The sequence below is a fragment of the Microbispora sp. H10830 genome (genome assembly GCF_014161375.1).
Classification (GTDB): domain Bacteria; phylum Actinomycetota; class Actinomycetes; order Streptosporangiales; family Streptosporangiaceae; genus Microbispora; species Microbispora catharanthi.
Genome location: NZ_JABBWX010000006.1, coordinates 326,239 through 342,704, shown reverse-complemented (window position 1 = coordinate 342,704; position 16,466 = coordinate 326,239). Strand labels below are relative to the sequence as shown.

Here is a 16,466-nt window from a genome sequence, read left to right as displayed (position 1 = left end):
ATGGCACCATCCCCTGAACTGGTCATGGCCGCGCTGGCGACGGTGAACGACCCGGAGATCCGCCGGCCGATCACCGAGCTCGGCATGGTCAAGAACGTCGACATCTCCCCCGACGGGGTGGTGCGCGTTGGCGTGCTCCTGACCGTCGCCGGCTGCCCGCTGAAGGACACCATCACCCGCGACGTCACCGGAGCCGTGTCCCGGATCGACGGCGTGTCCCGCGTCCACGTGGACATGGACGTCATGAGCGCCGAGCAGCGCAAGGAGCTGCAGACGAAGCTGCGCGGCGACCGCGGGCCCGAGAAGGAGATCCCCTTCGCCAAGCCCGGCTCGCTGACCCGCGTGTTCGCGGTCGCGAGCGGCAAGGGCGGCGTCGGCAAGTCGTCCGTCACGGTGAACCTGGCCGCCGCGATGGCCTCCCAGGGCCTGAAGGTCGGCGTCGTGGACGCCGACATCTACGGCCACTCGGTGCCGCGCATGCTCGGCGTGAGCGAGCGGCCCACCAAGGTCGAGGACATGATCATGCCGCCGGTGGCGCATGACATCAAGGTCATCTCGGTCGGCATGTTCAAGCCCGAGGGCAACCATCCGGTGGTCTGGCGCGGCCCGATGCTCGACCGCGCGCTGTACCAGTTCCTCACCGACGTCTACTGGGGTGACCTCGACGTCCTGCTGATGGACCTGCCCCCGGGCACCGGCGACATCGCCATCTCGGTCGCGCAGCGGGTGCCCACGGCGGAGATCCTGGTCGTGACGACCCCGCAGCAGGCCGCCGCCGAGGTGGCCGAGCGGGCCGGGTCGATCGCCGCCCAGACCCACCAGCAGATCGCGGGCGTCATCGAGAACATGGCGTGGCTGCCCTGCCCGCACTGCGACGAGCGCATCTCGGTGTTCGGCGAGGGCGGCGGCCAGACCGTGGCCGACGCGCTGACCCGCACGCTGGGCGCGCGCGTGCAGCTGCTCGGCCAGGTGCCGATCGACATGCGGCTGCGTGAGGGCGGCGACGAGGGCAAGCCGCTCGTGCTGACCGACCCCGACGCCCCGGCGGCCGCCGAACTGCGCCGGATCGCGGCCGGGCTCGGCAAGAAGTCGACCAGCCTCAAGGGCCTGAAGCTCGACATCTCACCGGTCAAGCACTAGACCCGGTCAGGTCGCCTCGTTGTCGTACGGCGGGATCTCCCCCACGCCCAGTTCCGGCGTGGGGGCGGCGACCGGCTCGGCCGTCGTGTCCGGGGTGCTGTTCCAGTCGTTCTCGAGGTCGTCGAGCAGGTGCTTGCGCACGAAGTTCTTGGGGTTGAGGTCGGCCGGGTCGAAGTTGGCGAACTCGGGCCCCATGTTGGCCTGCAGGTCCGCCTTCGCGTTGTTGGCCATCTGCCGGAGCTGCCGCAGCGTACGGCCCGCCTGCGAGGCGGCCTGCGGCAGTTTCTCCGGTCCGAAGACGAGTAGGGCGATCACCACAAGCGCCAGGGCCTCCCCCCAGCCGAGTCCGAACATGGCGATCTCCTCCTGCACGTGCGACGCTGAAATCAGACTAATGCCCGCGCCCCGAGCTGTGGACAGGGGACGCCCTGCTTCATGAGGGCCGCGCGCTGGGGGCGGGAGCCGCGCCGACCGTGACCGTCGCCGTCCGCACCTCGCCGTCGTGCCGGAACCTGATCCGCACCTGGTCGCCGGGGGCCTTGCTGCGAATGGTCACGATCAGCTCCCGGCTGTCGCTCACGGGCTGGCCGTCGACCTCCAGGATGACGTCCCCCGCGTGCAGGCCCGCCTTCGCGGCCGGACCTCCCGGCGTGACCGGCACGGCGCCGCTCTCGGTCTGGGTGGCGATCCGCACCCCCTGGCCCTGGTAGCTCTGGTCGATCGTGATGCCGATCCTGGAGGTGCGGGCCGTTCCGGTGGTGATGAGCTCCTTGGCGATCCGGCGCGCCTGGTTCACCGGGATCGCGAAGCCGAGGCCGATGCTGCCGGACTGCTGGCCGAGCAGGGACCCGCCGACGGTGGCGATCGCCGAGTTCACCCCGATGACCTCGCCCGCGGCGTTGACCAGGGGGCCGCCCGAGTTGCCGGGGTTGATGGCGGCGTCCGTCTGGATCGCGTTGATGAGCGCGTAGTCGGACCCGGTGCTGCCGCCCGCTTCGACGGGCCGGTTGAGCGAGCTGACGATACCGGTGGTCACCGTGCCGGACAGGCCGAGGGGCGAGCCGACCGCGATGACCGGGTCGCCGACGACCACGCCGTCGGAGTTGCCGAGGGGCAGCTCCGGCGCCCTGACGGTCCCGTCGGGCTTGACCACCGCGATGTCGGAGTTGGGGTCGCGGCCGACGACGCGCGCCCCCGAGGAGGTGCGGTCGTTGTAGCGGATGCGGATCTCCCCGGCCTGTCCCGCGACGGCCACGACGTGGTTGTTCGTGACGATGTAACCGCCCTTGATGACGAAGCCCGACCCGGTGCCGGACTCGCTGTTGCCCTTGACCTCCAGCGAGACCACGCTGGGCAGGACCTTGGCGGCCACCCCGGCCACCGACTCGGGCGGCCGGGCCGTGGGCTGCTTCGACGGCGTGCTCAGCGCGTATCCGGGGTCGATGCCGGAGGACGGACGCGTCAGCAGGAACGTGCCCCAGCTCGCCACCCCGCCCGCCACGAGCGCGATGACCACGGCCAGGGCGGCGTACAGCGCGATGTTGGGGCCGCGCGGCTCCCGCTGCGGCACGACGGGATACAGCGGCGGCGGAGCCCATCCGGGGCCCATGCCGTACGCGCCGGTGGAGGGCGGAGGGCCGCCCGGAGAGCCCTGCGGCTCCTCGCCCGCGGGAAGGAACTCGGGCCGGTCCGACGCGCCGTACGGACGCGTGTTGTCGGTCATCGCGGCAGTCACTCCTCGCACACGGCGTCATCCGCTGGGCAGCCGCGGTAACGAGGGAAGCGGCACACGTCGGCTGCGGTGTCCGATCGTATGCCGATTCCTCGAATCAGCGCGAAAGCCCCCTGGTGACGCTGGGTGACGGGGTGGGCGACACGCTCACCACGGGCGCCCTGTTCTGGGCGGGATGCTGTACGAACATCTGGCCGGGCGTCGGGTTCGGGGTGGCCGTGGATCCCCCGGCCATGAGCATGGTGCCGAGGGCGACGGCGGCGCCGGCCATTCCCACGGCGACGTATCCCGCGCGTCTGGCCCTTCCGGGCCGCCCCGGCCCCGATCGTCCGTCGTCCCGGCCCCGGGGCCGGTTGTCCATGGGCCCGGCGGCGTGCATGCCGGGTAGCCGCCCGGTGCCGAAGGCCGGATGGTCGGGAAAGGGCCGCATCCGCGGCGGCAACGGCCCTCCCGGCTCCGCCATGCGCAGCAGCGACATGGTGAGGTCCGCCGGCATGGCGGGCGGATCCATGGACCGCAGGCGGGTCTTCAGCGCCCGCATCGCGTCGACCTCCGCGCGGCAGTCCGCGCAGAACGTCAGGTGCGCGAGCGCGCGTTCCCGCTCGTTGTGACTGAGTTCGCCGTCGATGAGCGCGGAGACGCGCTCGCCAAGATGACTCACAGTCCCTCCCTGCTGATTGAAGGGGGGGTTTGATCGCCGTTCCGGTTCGCGGAGGGCGCCCGGTGGTCGAGCGCCTCCCGCAGTTGGGCGCGGCCGCGGTGGATGCGGCTGCGCACCGTGCCGAGTTTCACGCCGAGCGTCGCGGCGATCTCCTCGTAGGACAGTCCCTCGATGTCGCACAGCACCACGGCCGCCCGGAACTCCGGCGCCAGGGCGTCGAGCGCGGCCTGGATGTCGGGCTCCAGGTGCGCGTCGTCGTACGCCTGCGCCGGGGACGGCTCGCGGCCGTGCAGCCGCTCGGCGGCGTCGTCCGCCAGCCCCTCGAAGCGGATGCGCTGCCTGCGCCGCGCCATGTCGAGGAAGAGGTTCGTCGTGATCCGGTGCAGCCACCCCTCGAACGTGCCCGGGGTGTAGCTCGACAGGGACCGGAAGACCCGGACGAAGACTTCCTGAGTGAGGTCCTCGGCGTCGTGGATGTTGCCCGTCAGCCGATAGGCCAGCCGGTAGACCCGAGCGGAATGAGTTCGGACGACCTCCTCCCAGGTGGGAGGCGTCCAGTCGGACACCGAAGTCTCCGCCTGGTGGTCGTGCTCGTCCACCGGCATTCCTCTCTGCAGGATCGTCGCTACAGCCATAGTGCCTGGTTTCGCCCCTTCCTGCGCACCGCGAGCTGAGCGGTCTCGAACAAAGACCGTTCAAAGCGTGCAACGTCCCCGTTGTGGCGTGAGTTCCCGTTCCGGTCCGACTCCCCTAGGCTGCGTCCAAGATGAAGCAGGGGAGGGAGAGGCCGATGGCGACACCGGCCAGCCTGGAGTACGCGGAGGAGTTCGTCCCGGAGGACGACATCCTGCGGACCGCGCGCCGGCGGGGCATCGAGGTCGGGGCGCGCCCGATCCTGCCCGGGTGCGGAGCGGCGCTCTGCTTCCTCGCCACCGTGGTGAACGCACGCTCGGTGGTGGAGGTCGGCACCGGGTGCGGGGTCTCCGGCCTGTGGCTGCTGCGCGGCATGCGCCCGGACGGCACGCTCACGAGCGTGGACGTGGAGCCGGAGCATCAGCGCATGGCTCGGCAGACGTTCGCGGAGGCGGGATTCTCCGGCAGCCGCATCCGCCTGATCGGCGGCCGCGCCCTCGACGTCCTTCCCCGCCTCGCCGACGGCGGCTACGACATGGTCTTCTGCGACGCGGCCAAGCAGGAGTACATCGACTACCTCACCGAGTCGGTACGGCTCCTGCGCCGGGGCGGGGTCGTCGTCTTCGGCGACGCCTTCTGCGACGACCAGGTGGCCGACCCCACCCAACGCGACCCGGACACGGTCGCGATCCGGGAGCTGGGCAAACTCGTCAGGAACGACGAACGGCTGCGCCCCCTGATGCTGCCGCTCGGCTCCGGGCTGCTGGCCGCCGTCAGGCTCGACTGACCGGCGCCCGCCGGACCGCTCCGCCTCACGTCATCTTGTACGCCCTCACCAGGGTCTGCTTCACCCCGCAGCGGGCGAACCGCAGCTTGTACGGCGTGCTCACGCAGGCCCAGAACTCGATCCTTCCGCTGTTCATCTTCCTGGTCTTCTGCTCGACGCAGTCCACGTCCTTGTAGAAGTTCATGTAGCGGTAGGTGTGACCGCCGTAGCGGATCTTGGCCATGGCGTAGCGGTGGTCGGTGCTGCGGTCGCAGATGATGATCGTGTTGCGGTCGGTCAGCGTGGCCTCCGCCAGCGCGTTGCCGTGACCGTCGCCGATCCGCGCCGTGGCGAGCGGCGAGGCCCCGGCGGAGACGGAGGCGGAGGCCGAGGGGGCGCCCACGGTGGCGAAGGCCAGACCGGCGACGGCCATGGCGAGCAGCAGCTTCCTCATCGCTGTTCCTTCCCGTTTTGTGCGGCTTCCGGTGTTTTCTTCCAGGGGGTTGGAGGGGGTTGGAGAGCGGAAGTCGCCGGAAAGTTCACAGCGGCGGGTCTTGCGATCGAGCCCGTCAGACGTCGTTCGCGGGAACAGCGGTGAGGTAGCGCAGGAGCAGGCGGACGCCGAAGCCGGTGCCGCCCTTGGTGGTCTCGCCCTCGTCGGAGGCGGCCCGCGCGGGCCCGGCGATGTCCAGGTGCGCCCAGGGCCGACCGCCGGTGAACTCCCGCAGGAACAGCGCGGCGGCGATCGACCCCGCCGCGCCCGACATAGTCCTGTCCACGTTGGCCAGGTCGGCCACGTCGGAGTCGAGCATCGTGCGATAGTCCTCGACGAGCGGCATCCGCCACAGCCGCTCCCCGCCGGCCTCCCCGGCGGCGATCAGGTCCGCGGCCAGCGACTCGTCGGTGGCGTAGAGCGCGCCCAGGTTCACGCCGAGCGCGACCTTGGCCGCGCCGGTGAGCGTGGCGACGTCGATCACGACGTCCGGGTCCAGTTCGGCGTGCGCGTACGCCAGCGCGTCGGCCAGCACGAGACGGCCCTCCGCGTCGGTGTTCAGCACCTCGACCGTGCGCCCGCCGTACTGGGTGATGACGTCTCCGGGCCGCTGCGCCGTGCCGGAGATGGAGTTCTCCGCGCACGCCACGAGGCCGGTGACCCGCACCGGCACCTCGAAGGCCGCCAGCGCGCTCATCGCGGCGATGACGGCGGCCCCGCCCGCCATGTCGGTCTTCATCGCCTTCATGCCCTCGGTGGGCTTCAGGGACAGGCCGCCGGTGTCGAACGTGATGCCCTTGCCGGCGAGCACCACATGGGCGCGCGGGTTCTCCGGCGTGTAGGAGAGCCGGACCAGGCGCGGCGGGCTGACCGACCCCTGCCCGACCGCCCGGATGCCGCCGAACTCGCCGAGCTCGGGCTCCTCCCACACGCGTACGTCGAGCCCGCACTCGGCGGCGACCGCCTTCGCCTGCTCGGCGAGCCAGGCGGGCGTCTTCACCGAGGAGGGGGTGTTGACGAGGTCACGGGCGAGCGCGGTGGCCCGTGCGACCGCCTCGCCGCGCTTCAGGTCCCGCTCGTCCCCGCCGACGAAGACGATCTCCCCGACCGGCTTCGTGCGGCCGTTGCCGATGGTGAACGTGTACGCCGCGAGCAGCGCGCCCTCGACCAGGGCGGCCGCGTCCCCATCGGACGGGACGACGACCGACAGCGACGCCCGGCCCTTCGCCCGCCTCGCGACGGCCGCCCCGGCCTTGCGCAGCGCGGCGGCCGAGCCGTCGCCGGTGCCGTACAGCAGGACGCGCCGCACGCCGCCGTCCCGGACGGTGGGCACCTCCACGACCTCGCCGGGCTCTCCCTTGGCCTCGTAGTGCGCCAGCAGCGCGTCCACCGGCACGGGAGACTCCAGCCAGGGCGCCGGGGCAGGGGCCGGTCCGGGACCGAAAGGCACGGCCACCAGGTCGGCGTCCGGCGCGGGCCCGGCACCGTGAGAACCGGTGAGGACCGGCGTGGTCTCGATGGGCACGTCCACCTCCAACAGGGCGGCCCCGGGGCGGGATCACCCGCCGCCAGGGCCGTGAATCGAACAGGTCGGCTGACGAATCAGCCGACCACCTTCTTAAGCGCGTCACCGAGGGCGCCGGCCTCGTCCGCGGACAGCTCCACGACGAGTCGGCCGCCACCTTCGAGAGGGACCCGCATGACGATGCCCCGTCCTTCCTTGGTGACCTCCAGCGGACCGTCACCGGTCCGCGGCTTCATCGCCGCCATGCGTGTATCCCTTCCCGCGTTGTCGGCCGCCCCGGAGGGTAACCGGCGTATTCACGTTTCTGTGATGTTCTATTATCCCGCCTCCGAGCTCAAAAAGGTAACGGCCCGGCTCCGGTCAGTGGATCAATGCGACAGGACACGCGTTGTGGGCGGACCGGACGTGACCCCACACTGGGTGGGGTGAACGCCCGAGCCGCGCTTTTCGATCTCTATGGGGACCACCTTCTCACCCGTGGCGGCCGTGCCTCCGTGGCCGCGCTCGTGAGGCTGCTCTCGCCGCTCGACATCGCGGCGCCGGCCGTCAGGACCGCGATATCCCGCATGGTCCGGCAGGGCTGGCTCGACCCCGTACGGCTGCCGCAGGGACCGGGGTACGCGGTCACGCCGAAATGCGAGCGCAGGCTCGACGAGACGGCGGCCCGCGTCTACCGGCGGGGCGACGCGCCGTGGGCCGGCCGCTGGCACGTCCTGGTGCTCGAACCGGTCAGGGACCGGGCACGGCGCGAGCGGCTGCGCGCCGACCTCGCCTTCCTCGGGTACGCCCCGCTGTCGGAGACGACCTGGATCGGCCCGCGGCCCTCGCCCGAGCTCGACGCGCTGCGGGTCCCCGGCCACCGGTTCGACGCCGCGTACGAGGGCGACCCGCGGGACCTGCTCGCGCGCGCGTGGGACCTGGACGGCATCGGCAGCGCGTACGAGGATTGGCTGGCCAGCGCGGCGGACCTGGTGGGCTCGCTGCCGGAGGACGCCCCGGACGACAGGGTCTTCGCGGTCCGCAGCAGGCTGGTGCACGGCTGGCGCAACTTCCTGTTCCGCGACCCCGGGCTGCCCGCCGACCTGCTGCCGCCGGGCTGGCCGGGTGAGAAGGCCCGCACCTTCTTCGAGCAGGAGGCCGCCCGGCTGCTGCCCGCCGCCGCCGCGTTCGTCGAGCGCAATCTGATGACGACCTGATGACGACCTGAATGGAGCCGCCCGAGATGACCGTGACGTATGACGTCGACGAAGCCGTCGCCACGATCACGCTGAACCGCCCCGACGCGATGAACTCGCTGACCGTCGCGATGAAGACCGCCCTGCTCGCGGCCGTGCGGCGCGCCGCCGACGACGCGTCGGTGCGGGCCGTGCTCCTGACCGGCGCGGGCCGGGCCTTCTGCGCGGGGCAGGACCTGCGCGAGCACGCCGACAACCTCGAGCGGGGCCTCGGCCTGGCGAACACCGTGCGCGAGCACTACAACCCGGTCGTGCTGGCCGTCGCCACGATGGGCAAGCCCGTCGTGGCCGCCGTCAACGGGGTGGCCGCGGGGGCGGGGGCCTCGCTGGCGTTCGCGTGCGACTTCCGCGTGGCGGCGGATACCGCGAAGTTCTCGATGGCGTTCACCGGGATCGGGCTCGCGCCGGACTCCGGCGCGTCCTGGACCCTCCAGCGGCTCGTCGGTCCCGCGCGCGCCCGGGAGATGCTGCTGCTCGGCGACGTCGTGAACGCGACCAGGGCCCTGGAGCTCGGCCTGGTCGGGCAGGTGGTCCCGGCCGACCGGCTGGCGTCCGCCGCCCGCGACCTCGCCGTACGGCTCGCGCAGGGGCCCACCCGGGCGTACGCCGCGACCAAGGCGGCGCTGGACCACGCGGCGTCGTCCTCCCTCGCGGAGGCGCTGGAGCGGGAGGCGGAGCTTCAGGACGAGTGCGCGGCCACCGCCGACCACGCGGCGGCGACCAAGGCGTTCCTCAACAAGGAACGCCCTCACTTCGAAGGCCGGTAGGCGCTTCGAAGCAATCAATCACAGCGCAGGGCGGTGACGGCCGCACGGACGTGGCAGTCGGCCACGTGGTCGTTGACCAGGCCGATGGCCTGCATCAGGGCGTACGCCGTGGTGGGGCCGACGAAGCGGAAGCCGTTCTTCTTGAGCTCCTTGGCCAGCGCCGTGGAACCGGCGGTGCGGGCCGGGACGTCGGCGAGAGTGGCCGGGACCCTGCCGGGCTCCTCGGCGTACTTCCACACCAGCGCAGACAGCCCGTCCGGCACCTCAAGGGCGGCGCGGGCGTTCGCGACGGCCGCATCGATCTTGGCGCGGTTGCGCACGATGCCCGCGTCGCCGAGCAGCCGCTCCACGTCGCCCTCGTCGAAGGCCGCCACCGCCGGGATCGAGAACCCGGCGAACGCCTTGCGGAAGTTGTCACGCTTGCGCAGGATCGTCAGCCACGACAGTCCGGACTGGAACGCCTCCAGGGTGATCCGTTCGAAGACGAGGTCGTCCCCGTGGACCGGACGGCCCCACTCCTCGTCGTGGTAGGCGACGTAGTCGGGCGTCGTGCCCGCCCATCCGCAGCGGACCAGCCCGTCGTACACCGTCACCACGCTGTCACCACGCTGTCACCATGCCTCTTCCGCGTCGGCGCGGTCGCCGTCCCAGCCCTCGCGGGCCGTCGCCGAGGGCACTTCCGGCTCACGCTCGGAGTCCTCGGCCTGCTTCGTTTCGGCCTGCTTCGTCTCCTCGCGTGCCTGCAGCCGCGCGTACGATAACTCGGTCACGCGCTGCTCCAGCACCGCGATGCGGGTGTCGCGCTCCCCGAGCGCGACCGAGACGCGGTGCAGCGTCTCGTCCACCGCCTGGGTGCTGTAGCCCACGAGACCGATCGGAAGCTGAAGCGCGATCAGGTCGGCGGGAGTCATCTGGCCGGCCACGGGCAGTTCGAGCGGCGGCACGTCAGGAGGGAACTCCGCCATCTCGCCGCCGTGTCCAAGCGAGACCATGACCACGCAGGCGATCACGGCGAGTCCGGCGATGACGAGTACGACCAGCACATACGAATCGTGCCACAACTCTTCTCCATGCGAGCATGGAAGCATGACGCGCGTGATCGGGCCCGACGACGAGATCGAGTCCGGCTGGGTCGAGGCCGCCTCGCTGCCGGAGGCGTCCGCGCTGGCCCGGGCGGGACACACCGTCGTGGTGACGCTCCCCGGCGACGAGACCGAGGCGATCGCGGCCGCCGCGGCCTACGCCTGGGCGGGCGCACGCGTCTTCCGGACGTCCCACGACGTGCGGCAGGCCCTCGACATGACCGAGGCGCTGCTGGGCCTCCGGCCCCCCGCCCTGACCCGCCGCGGGCTCGCCTAGTAGCCCTCCTAGCTCTCGCCGAGTTCCTCGCCCGTGGGGCTGAGGTGGAGGGCGGGCTGCTCCAGCATGTCGAGCGCCTCCTCCACCGTGGTCGCCCACGAGATCGCGTCGAACACGTTCGGCCGCGTGAAGCCCTGCTCGTACATGCCGTCGACCAGGTCGCGCAGCGGCCCGTACAGGCCCCACGGGTCGAGGACGACCAGCGGCCGCTCGTGCATGCCGAGCACCCGGGTGGTCCAGATTTCGAACAGCTCCTCCAAGGTGCCGATGCCGCCCGGAAGCACGAGGAACGCGTCGGACCTGGCGTCCATGACCCCCTTGCGCTCGCGCATGTCGGCGGTGACGATCAGCTCGTCGGAGTCGGTGTCCGCGATCTCGACGTCGACGAGGGCCTGGGGGATGACCCCGACCGTGTGGCCGCCGCCGTCGCGGACGGCCCGGGCGACCTCGCCCATGCAGGAGACGATGGCGCCCCCGCTCACGAGGCCGTGGCCGCGGCGGGCCAGTTCGGCGCCCACCTCCCGGGCGAGGTCGACGTACTTGCGGTCGATCTTCTGGCTGGACGAGCAGTACACGCAGACGAACACGTCGCAACCCTACTGAGTGGCGGAGCGCCGGTCGGCCTCCACGATGAGGCGCACGGCCTCGTCGGGGTCGTCGGTGACCGAGACCAGCTCGACGTCCTGCGGCGAGACCTTCCCTGTGGCCAGCAGCGTGTCGCGGATCCAGTCGATCAGCGGCGACCAGAACGACACGCCCATCATGATCACAGGGAACGAGGTGACCTTCCGCGTCTGCACCAGGGTCAGCGCCTCGAACAGCTCGTCGAGCGTTCCGAATCCGCCGGGCAGGGCCACGAACCCGCTGGCGTACTTGACGAACATCGTCTTGCGCACGAAGAAGTAGCGGAACTCGATGCCGAGGTCCACGTAGTCGTTGAGGCGCTGTTCGTGCGGCAGCTCGATGCCGAGGCCGACCGAGACGCCGCCGGCTTCCAGCGCGCCCCTGTTGGCCGCCTCCATCACCCCGGGGCCGCCGCCGGTGATCACCGCGTAGCCCGCCTTGGCGAGCGCCGCGCCGACCTTCACCCCGAGTTCGTACTCGGGGGTGTCGGGACCGGTGCGGGCGGAGCCGAAGACGGTCACCGCCGGAGGAAGGTCGGCGAGGGCGCCGAAGCCCTCGACGAACTCCGACTGGATGCGCAGGACCCGCCAGGGATCCTCGTGCAGCCAGCCGGTGGGGCCGCGACGGTCGAGCAGGCGCTGGTCGTGAGTGGATTCGGGGACGAGGCCGCCGCGGACCAGCGACGGACCCTGCCGGCGTTCGGGTCGGGTGTGGTTCATGACGGTCACGCTAACGGTAGGGATCGGGAACGGTGCAAGACGCGCGAATTACCCGATTAGTTATGCCCCAAACGTCATATTGCGTCCCAAACATCAGCCCAGCCTCAATAGCATCGGAACCCGTGAGAGAGCCACACCCCACGAGCACGGCCGTCTTCGTCGACCACAGCGGTCGCAGAAGCAAGGTGCTGACCGTCACCGCGATCGTCACCGGAGTGCTGGTCACGGCTCTCACGGTGACTCTGCTGGTCGGCGTGCTCGGCGGCATGGTCGGCGGCTCCGGCCTCCCCGCGCTGAACTGGCCGGGGCAGGGTGGTCGACCGGACGCGGCGCATCCGCAGTCGCGCTCGCCCAGCCCCTCCCCCTCGCCGGAGACGAGCACCTCCGCCCGGCCTCCGGCGCCGACGCCCGCCGCCCGCCCCACGCGGACGGCCACCTCGCCCGCCGCTCGGCCGTCCGCCTCCCGGCCGCCCCGCCCGTCCGCCTCCCCGCCCTCCGTCCCGTCCCGCGCCCCCTCCTCGGCGCCGACCCGGCGGCCCTCGCCGTCCGAGACGGCGGGACCATCCGCGGAACCGTCGCCCGAGGTCACGGAGGCGCCGACGGCGAACCCCGGCCACGGCGGCACACCGCCGGGTCAGGTCAGCCGGACGCGCGGACCCAAGTGAAGAGGGTGAGCACACGGTGATGGCAGGACGACGCGGCAAGCGGGCCGACCCCCGCGGCCACTGGTTCCTCGTGGCGATCGCGGCCCTGCTGACGGCCGGCGCGCTGCTGCTCAACGGCTTCGCGCACAACGTCGTCGGCGAGACGCACGCGCCCCCTCCCGCGGGCGAGGAGCACTCCGCCGAGCTCGACCGGGTGCGCTCGGGCGGGCCGGTCGTGAACGCCTCGGGCCCGCGCCCTCGCACCGTGCGTACGGCCGCCCGGACGGTCGCGCTGACCTTCGACGACGGCCCCGACCCGAAGTGGACCCCTCGGATCCTCGACGTGCTGCGCAGGCACGGCGCCAAGGCGACCTTCTTCGTGGTGGGCGCCCACGCGGCCGAGCACCCCGAGCTGGTTCGCAGGATCCTCGCGGAGGGTCACGAGCTCGGCAACCACACCTACACCCACGCCGACCTGACGACCACCCCGCTCTGGCGCACCCGGCTGGAGATGTCCCTCACGCAGAAGGTCCTCGCGGGCACGACGGGGGTGCACACGCGCCTGGCGCGCCTGCCGTACTCCTCCTCGCCGTCGGCGGTCGGCAGCGCCCAGCTCGCGGCCATGCGCGTACTCGGGGACGAGGGGTACCTGGTGGCACTCACCGACCTCGACTCGCGGGACTGGAGCCGTCCCGCCGTCGACCGGATGGTGAGGGACACGCTCCCGCCCCGGGGCCGGGGCGCGGTGGTCATGTTCCACGACGCCGGAGGCGACCGGAGCCGGACCGTGGCCGCCGTCGACGCCTTGCTGGACGCGCTGAAGAAGAGGGGCTACTCGGCCACCACGCTCACGAAGGCCGCCGGGCTGCCTTCGGCCCACACACCCGCCGGGACCACCGAGCGCTTCCTCGGAAGCGTTCTCGCCATCGCCCAGCGGGTCTCGGCCGCCTTCACCGGCTCACTGGGCTGGATCCTCTCCGTCGCCGGGGTGCTCACCCTCGCCCGCCTGGCGTTCTTCGTCTCGCTGGCCTGGGTCCACGCCCGCAGGACCCGCCGCAGGCGCCCGGAGAACACCGCCAGGCGCAGGCGCGACCGCGTTCCCCTGTGGCCGGCCCCTCCGGCCGTGTCCGTGATCGTCCCCGCGTACAACGAGGAGGCGGGGATCGAGGCGACGGTCCGCTCGCTCGTGACGACGGACTACCCGGGGCAGGTCGAGGTGCTGGTCGTGGACGACGGCTCCGGCGACCGCACGGCGGAGATCGCCGCCTCGCTGAATCTGCCCGGCGTACGCGTCATCCGCCAGCCCAACGGCGGCAAGCCCGCCGCGCTCAACACCGGCATCGCCCACGCCTCACACGACATCCTGATCATGGTGGACGGCGACACCGTCTTCGAGCCGTCGACCATCGGGAACCTCATCCAACCGCTCGCCGACCCCTCGGTGGGCGCGGTCAGCGGCAACACGAAGGTCGGCAACCGGCGCGGGATGATCGGCCGCTGGCAGCACATCGAGTACGTCATCGGGTTCAACCTCGACCGGCGCGCCTTCGACCTGCTCGGCTGCATGGCGACGGTGCCCGGCGCGATCGGCGCCTTCCGCCGGCAGGCACTGCTGTCGGTCGGCGGCGTCAGCCTCGACACCCTCGCCGAGGACACCGACCTCACGATGGCGATCTGCCGGGCGGGCTGGCGGGTCGTCTACGAGGAACGGGCCCGGGCGTGGACCGAGGCGCCCACCTCTCTGCGGCAACTGTGGCGCCAGCGCTACCGCTGGTGCTACGGCACTCTGCAGGCGATGTGGAAGCACCGCGGGGCGGTGCTGGAGCGAGGACCGTTCGGCCGCCGGTGCCTCGGGTATCTCACGCTTTTCCAGGTGATCCTCCCGCTGCTGGCCCCGGTCGTCGACATCATGGCCGTCTACAGCGTGGCGGTGGCGGACCCGCTGCCCGTCGTCGCGGTCTGGGCCGGATTCGTCACCGCCCAGGCCCTCAGCGGGTGGTACGCGCTGCGTCTGGACGGAGAACGGGCGTCGGCGCTGTGGGTGCTCCCCCTGCAGCAGTTCGTCTACCGGCAGCTGATGTACCTGGTGGTCATCCAGTCCGTCGCCACGGCCGTTCTCGGGGTGCGCCTGCGCTGGCACACGGTGCGGCGGGAGGGCACCTTCAACACCCTGAAGAATCTTGAAAACATTCCCGGGAACCTGGAACCGGTCTTCGCCGAGGCTCCGTCTAAGGAATGAGGGTGCTGCTCGGGACGAAAGTGGCTTTCCCCGCCAAATGGCCGGCGAGGAAAGCCACTTTCTTCTATCTACGGGCTATTCGGCCAGCCAGGCCGTCATCCGTCGCTCACTCTCGACGATCTTGTCCAGGCTCACGTTCTCCCCCGCCGTGTGCGCGATGTCGGGGTTGCCCGGGCCGCAGTTGACGGCGGGCATCCCGAGCGCGGAGAACCGCGCGACGTCGGTCCAGCCGAGCTTGGCCCGGGGCGTGCCGCCGATCGCGGCGGCGAACGCCGCGGCGACGGGGTGGGTCAGCCCCGGCCGCGCGCCCGGCGCTCCGTCGGTGAGCCGCACGTCGAAGCCGTCGAAGACCTCCTGGACGTGGGCGAACGCCTCCTCCAGCGTGCGGTCGGGGGCGAAGCGGTAGTTCACGGTCACGACGCACTCGTCCGGGATCACGTTCCCGGCCACCCCGCCGCGTACGCCCACCGCGTTGAGCCCCTCGCGGAACTGGAGGCCGTCCACCACCGGGCGCCGCGCCTCGTACCGGCCGAGGGTCTCCAGGACCGGCGCGATGCCGTGGATGGCGTTGACGCCCTCCCACGACCGGGCGCTGTGCGCGCGCACACCCTTCACCGTGATCTCGGCGCGCAGCGTGCCCTGGCAGCCGCCCTCGATCAACCCGTCGGTCGGCTCCATCACGACCGCGAAGTCACCCGTGATCCATTCGGGATGGGTGCGGGTGAGCCGCAGCAGGCCGCTCCGCTCGGCCTCGATCTCCTCGCAGTCGTAGAAGACGAAGGTCAGGTCGCGGTTCGGCTCGGCCAGCAGGCAGAGCTTGAGCTGGACGGCCACGCCGCTCTTCATGTCGGACGTCCCGCAGCCGTACAGCACGCCGTCCTCGACCCTGCTGGGCAGGTTGTCCGCCACCGGGACCGTGTCGATGTGCCCGGCGATCACCACACGCTCGGCCCGGCCGAGGTCGGTCCGCGCCACCACCGCGTCACCGTCCCGCAGCACCGTCAGGTGCGGCAGCGGATCGAGCGCCTCCTCGACGGCGTCGGCCAGCGCCTTCTCCGCGCCGCTCACCGATTCGATGTCCACCAGTTGCGCCGTCAGCGCGCCCACGTCCTGGGCAAGGTCAAGCCGCATGCCATCCGACCCTAATCCACGGGTTCACGCGACCTGCACGGTGGCGACGGGCTTGGTGGCCTTGCGCCAGCCGTCGTGGCCGCTGGCGGCCGTCCAGGTGACTCCCTCGAAGCGCACCTGGCGCAGGCCGTACTTCTGTGCGTGGGTGACGTACCAGGCGGCGACCAGCCAGCCGCGCTTGGGCGCGGAGTCCGTGCCGAGCGCGCGCACGAGCTGCTTGCGCGCGGTCTCGGTCTGCGGCGTGACCGGCTTGTCGGACGGCGGGTACCAGCAGTGCACGGCCTGGGGCACCCGCCCGATGAACGCCGCCGAGAGGATCTTGGCGTTGTACTCGTGCTCCGCGTAGGCCGAGCCGTCGGCGGAGCGCTGCACGGCCTGGGCCGCCTCGTGCAGCGGCAGGGTCCGGTAGTGCTTCACCTTCTCCAGTGCGGCGAAGAACTTCCGCGACGCGTAGACCGGGTCCTGCAACTGCTCGGCCGTCCCCCAGCCCTGCGAGGGCCGCTGCTGGAACACGCCCACCGAGTCGCGGTCGCCGTACGGCAGGTTGGCCAGCTTGGACTCCTGGATCGCCGTGATGTAGGCGATCTGAAGGGCGCGCTCGGGCAGCTTGCGCCGCACCGCGACGGCGGCGATGGTCGCGGCCATCTGGGCCTGCTCGATGTCGAGGTCGAGCGTGCCGCCGGGAGTCTTGATCATGCAGTGTTCGCCCAGAGCGAACGGTTCGGTCCGCTTCAGCAGGTGATAGGCGCCGTAGAAGATGGCGGCGCCCAGCAGGACGACGATGACCATGACGGTCAC

Annotated in this window: 20 protein-coding genes; 7 read left to right on the top strand and 13 right to left on the bottom strand. The window is 71.7% G+C overall.

Translation table 11 applies throughout. From position 1 onward, the window contains the following. Entirely contained in the window at window positions 1-1,140 is a 1,140-nt protein-coding gene (locus HHX35_RS18340) for an Mrp/NBP35 family ATP-binding protein (protein ID WP_182899991.1), read from the top strand. A 6-nt stretch (window positions 1,141-1,146) separates the two neighbouring features. Here the strand turns inward: HHX35_RS18340 and HHX35_RS18335 are convergent, their stop codons facing one another. From HHX35_RS18335 to sigE, 4 genes are all read right to left on the bottom strand, one after another. Next, window positions 1,147-1,494: a sec-independent translocase gene (locus HHX35_RS18335; protein ID WP_139579298.1), complete on the bottom strand. Its 348-nt coding sequence runs from the start codon at window positions 1,492-1,494 to the stop codon at window positions 1,147-1,149. Between the two features lie 79 nt (window positions 1,495-1,573). Then, window positions 1,574-2,863: a S1C family serine protease gene (locus HHX35_RS18330; protein WP_182899990.1), complete on the bottom strand. Its 1,290-nt coding sequence runs from the start codon at window positions 2,861-2,863 to the stop codon at window positions 1,574-1,576. Window positions 2,864-2,969: 106 nt separating this feature from the next. Further along, window positions 2,970-3,533: an anti-sigma factor gene (locus HHX35_RS18325; protein ID WP_139579300.1), complete on the bottom strand. Its 564-nt coding sequence runs from the start codon at window positions 3,531-3,533 to the stop codon at window positions 2,970-2,972. After that, window positions 3,530-4,138 carry an RNA polymerase sigma factor SigE gene (sigE, locus tag HHX35_RS18320; RefSeq protein WP_139579345.1) on the bottom strand — a complete coding sequence of 203 codons (609 nt, stop codon included), beginning with the start codon at window positions 4,136-4,138 and terminating at the stop codon, window positions 3,530-3,532. Before sigE ends, HHX35_RS18325 begins: the two co-directional genes overlap by 4 nt. A gap of 185 nt (window positions 4,139-4,323) precedes the next feature. On the opposite strand from sigE, the gene HHX35_RS18315 reads away from it, so the two are divergent. Continuing rightward, window positions 4,324-4,953: an O-methyltransferase gene (locus tag HHX35_RS18315; RefSeq protein ID WP_142564496.1), complete on the top strand. Its 630-nt coding sequence runs from the start codon at window positions 4,324-4,326 to the stop codon at window positions 4,951-4,953. A 25-nt stretch (window positions 4,954-4,978) separates the two neighbouring features. Here the strand turns inward: HHX35_RS18315 and HHX35_RS18310 are convergent, their stop codons facing one another. The 3 genes from HHX35_RS18310 to HHX35_RS18300 form a co-directional block, all read right to left on the bottom strand. Beyond that, window positions 4,979-5,386 carry a hypothetical protein gene (locus tag HHX35_RS18310; protein ID WP_182899988.1) on the bottom strand — a complete coding sequence of 136 codons (408 nt, stop codon included), beginning with the start codon at window positions 5,384-5,386 and terminating at the stop codon, window positions 4,979-4,981. 115 nt (window positions 5,387-5,501) lie between these two features. Beyond that, the gene (locus HHX35_RS18305) at window positions 5,502-6,950 is read right to left on the bottom strand and encodes a leucyl aminopeptidase (RefSeq protein WP_310739160.1); all 1,449 of its coding nucleotides are present in this window, start codon (window positions 6,948-6,950) and stop codon (window positions 5,502-5,504) included. A 77-nt stretch (window positions 6,951-7,027) separates the two neighbouring features. Next, window positions 7,028-7,195 carry a DUF3117 domain-containing protein gene (locus tag HHX35_RS18300; RefSeq protein WP_082777371.1) on the bottom strand — a complete coding sequence of 56 codons (168 nt, stop codon included), beginning with the start codon at window positions 7,193-7,195 and terminating at the stop codon, window positions 7,028-7,030. A 180-nt stretch (window positions 7,196-7,375) separates the two neighbouring features. On the opposite strand from HHX35_RS18300, the gene HHX35_RS18295 reads away from it, so the two are divergent. Continuing rightward, window positions 7,376-8,146 carry a PaaX family transcriptional regulator C-terminal domain-containing protein gene (locus HHX35_RS18295; RefSeq protein ID WP_182899987.1) on the top strand — a complete coding sequence of 257 codons (771 nt, stop codon included), beginning with the start codon at window positions 7,376-7,378 and terminating at the stop codon, window positions 8,144-8,146. An 11-nt stretch (window positions 8,147-8,157) separates the two neighbouring features. Beyond that, window positions 8,158-8,952, top strand: a complete 795-nt coding sequence (locus HHX35_RS18290; protein ID WP_182899986.1) for an enoyl-CoA hydratase-related protein — start codon at window positions 8,158-8,160, stop codon at window positions 8,950-8,952. A 14-nt stretch (window positions 8,953-8,966) separates the two neighbouring features. On the opposite strand, the gene HHX35_RS18285 is transcribed toward HHX35_RS18290, so the two are convergent. Together HHX35_RS18285 and HHX35_RS18280 are read right to left on the bottom strand one after the other, a co-directional pair. Continuing rightward, complete coding sequence (locus HHX35_RS18285; RefSeq protein WP_310739159.1) at window positions 8,967-9,548, bottom strand: DNA-3-methyladenine glycosylase I; 582 nt, start codon at window positions 9,546-9,548, stop codon at window positions 8,967-8,969. A gap of 15 nt (window positions 9,549-9,563) precedes the next feature. Further along, window positions 9,564-9,995, bottom strand: coding sequence for a hypothetical protein (locus HHX35_RS18280; protein WP_182899985.1), 432 nt, complete (start codon window positions 9,993-9,995; stop codon window positions 9,564-9,566). Between the two features lie 43 nt (window positions 9,996-10,038). Between HHX35_RS18280 and HHX35_RS18275 the strand changes: the two genes are divergently transcribed. Next, on the top strand, window positions 10,039-10,311 hold the full coding sequence (locus HHX35_RS18275) for a hypothetical protein (RefSeq protein WP_182899984.1): 273 nt from the start codon (window positions 10,039-10,041) through the stop codon (window positions 10,309-10,311). 8 nt (window positions 10,312-10,319) lie between these two features. On the opposite strand, the gene HHX35_RS18270 is transcribed toward HHX35_RS18275, so the two are convergent. Continuing rightward, window positions 10,320-10,898 (bottom strand): TIGR00730 family Rossman fold protein, encoded by a 579-nt coding sequence (locus tag HHX35_RS18270; protein WP_139579306.1) that lies wholly within the window; start codon window positions 10,896-10,898, stop codon window positions 10,320-10,322. A 9-nt stretch (window positions 10,899-10,907) separates the two neighbouring features. After that, entirely contained in the window at window positions 10,908-11,654 is a 747-nt protein-coding gene (locus tag HHX35_RS18265) for a TIGR00730 family Rossman fold protein (protein ID WP_182899983.1), read from the bottom strand. A 122-nt stretch (window positions 11,655-11,776) separates the two neighbouring features. On the opposite strand from HHX35_RS18265, the gene HHX35_RS18260 reads away from it, so the two are divergent. Together HHX35_RS18260 and HHX35_RS18255 are read left to right on the top strand one after the other, a co-directional pair. Next, window positions 11,777-12,319 carry a hypothetical protein gene (locus HHX35_RS18260; protein WP_182899982.1) on the top strand — a complete coding sequence of 181 codons (543 nt, stop codon included), beginning with the start codon at window positions 11,777-11,779 and terminating at the stop codon, window positions 12,317-12,319. A gap of 19 nt (window positions 12,320-12,338) precedes the next feature. Then, window positions 12,339-14,537, top strand: coding sequence for a bifunctional polysaccharide deacetylase/glycosyltransferase family 2 protein (locus HHX35_RS18255; RefSeq protein ID WP_182899981.1), 2,199 nt, complete (start codon window positions 12,339-12,341; stop codon window positions 14,535-14,537). Window positions 14,538-14,612: 75 nt separating this feature from the next. Here the strand turns inward: HHX35_RS18255 and dapE are convergent, their stop codons facing one another. Together dapE and HHX35_RS18245 are read right to left on the bottom strand one after the other, a co-directional pair. Further along, window positions 14,613-15,668 carry a succinyl-diaminopimelate desuccinylase gene (gene dapE / locus HHX35_RS18250; protein ID WP_182899980.1) on the bottom strand — a complete coding sequence of 352 codons (1,056 nt, stop codon included), beginning with the start codon at window positions 15,666-15,668 and terminating at the stop codon, window positions 14,613-14,615. 24 nt (window positions 15,669-15,692) lie between these two features. Beyond that, complete coding sequence (locus tag HHX35_RS18245; protein WP_220505594.1) at window positions 15,693-16,457, bottom strand: hypothetical protein; 765 nt, start codon at window positions 16,455-16,457, stop codon at window positions 15,693-15,695. Window positions 16,458-16,466: the final 9 nt, after the last annotated feature.

What these genes read in the sequence shown, in the direction of transcription:
- HHX35_RS18275 (WP_182899984.1), top strand. Translation starts at nt 10,039, where the DNA reads ATGACGCGCGTGATCGGGCCCGACGACGAGATCGAGTCCGGCTGGGTC.
- HHX35_RS18340 (WP_182899991.1), top strand. Translation starts at nt 1, where the DNA reads ATGGCACCATCCCCTGAACTGGTCATGGCCGCGCTGGCGACGGTGAAC.
- HHX35_RS18315 (WP_142564496.1), top strand. Translation starts at nt 4,324, where the DNA reads ATGGCGACACCGGCCAGCCTGGAGTACGCGGAGGAGTTCGTCCCGGAG.
- HHX35_RS18255 (WP_182899981.1), top strand. Translation starts at nt 12,339, where the DNA reads ATGGCAGGACGACGCGGCAAGCGGGCCGACCCCCGCGGCCACTGGTTC.
- HHX35_RS18265 (WP_182899983.1), bottom strand. Translation starts at nt 11,654, where the DNA reads ATGAACCACACCCGACCCGAACGCCGGCAGGGTCCGTCGCTGGTCCGC.
- HHX35_RS18310 (WP_182899988.1), bottom strand. Translation starts at nt 5,386, where the DNA reads ATGAGGAAGCTGCTGCTCGCCATGGCCGTCGCCGGTCTGGCCTTCGCC.
- HHX35_RS18335 (WP_139579298.1), bottom strand. Translation starts at nt 1,494, where the DNA reads ATGTTCGGACTCGGCTGGGGGGAGGCCCTGGCGCTTGTGGTGATCGCC.
- dapE (WP_182899980.1), bottom strand. Translation starts at nt 15,668, where the DNA reads ATGCGGCTTGACCTTGCCCAGGACGTGGGCGCGCTGACGGCGCAACTG.
- sigE (WP_139579345.1), bottom strand. Translation starts at nt 4,138, where the DNA reads ATGCCGGTGGACGAGCACGACCACCAGGCGGAGACTTCGGTGTCCGAC.
- HHX35_RS18290 (WP_182899986.1), top strand. Translation starts at nt 8,158, where the DNA reads ATGGAGCCGCCCGAGATGACCGTGACGTATGACGTCGACGAAGCCGTC.
- HHX35_RS18245 (WP_220505594.1), bottom strand. Translation starts at nt 16,457, where the DNA reads ATGGTCATCGTCGTCCTGCTGGGCGCCGCCATCTTCTACGGCGCCTAT.
- HHX35_RS18330 (WP_182899990.1), bottom strand. Translation starts at nt 2,863, where the DNA reads ATGACCGACAACACGCGTCCGTACGGCGCGTCGGACCGGCCCGAGTTC.
- HHX35_RS18300 (WP_082777371.1), bottom strand. Translation starts at nt 7,195, where the DNA reads ATGGCGGCGATGAAGCCGCGGACCGGTGACGGTCCGCTGGAGGTCACC.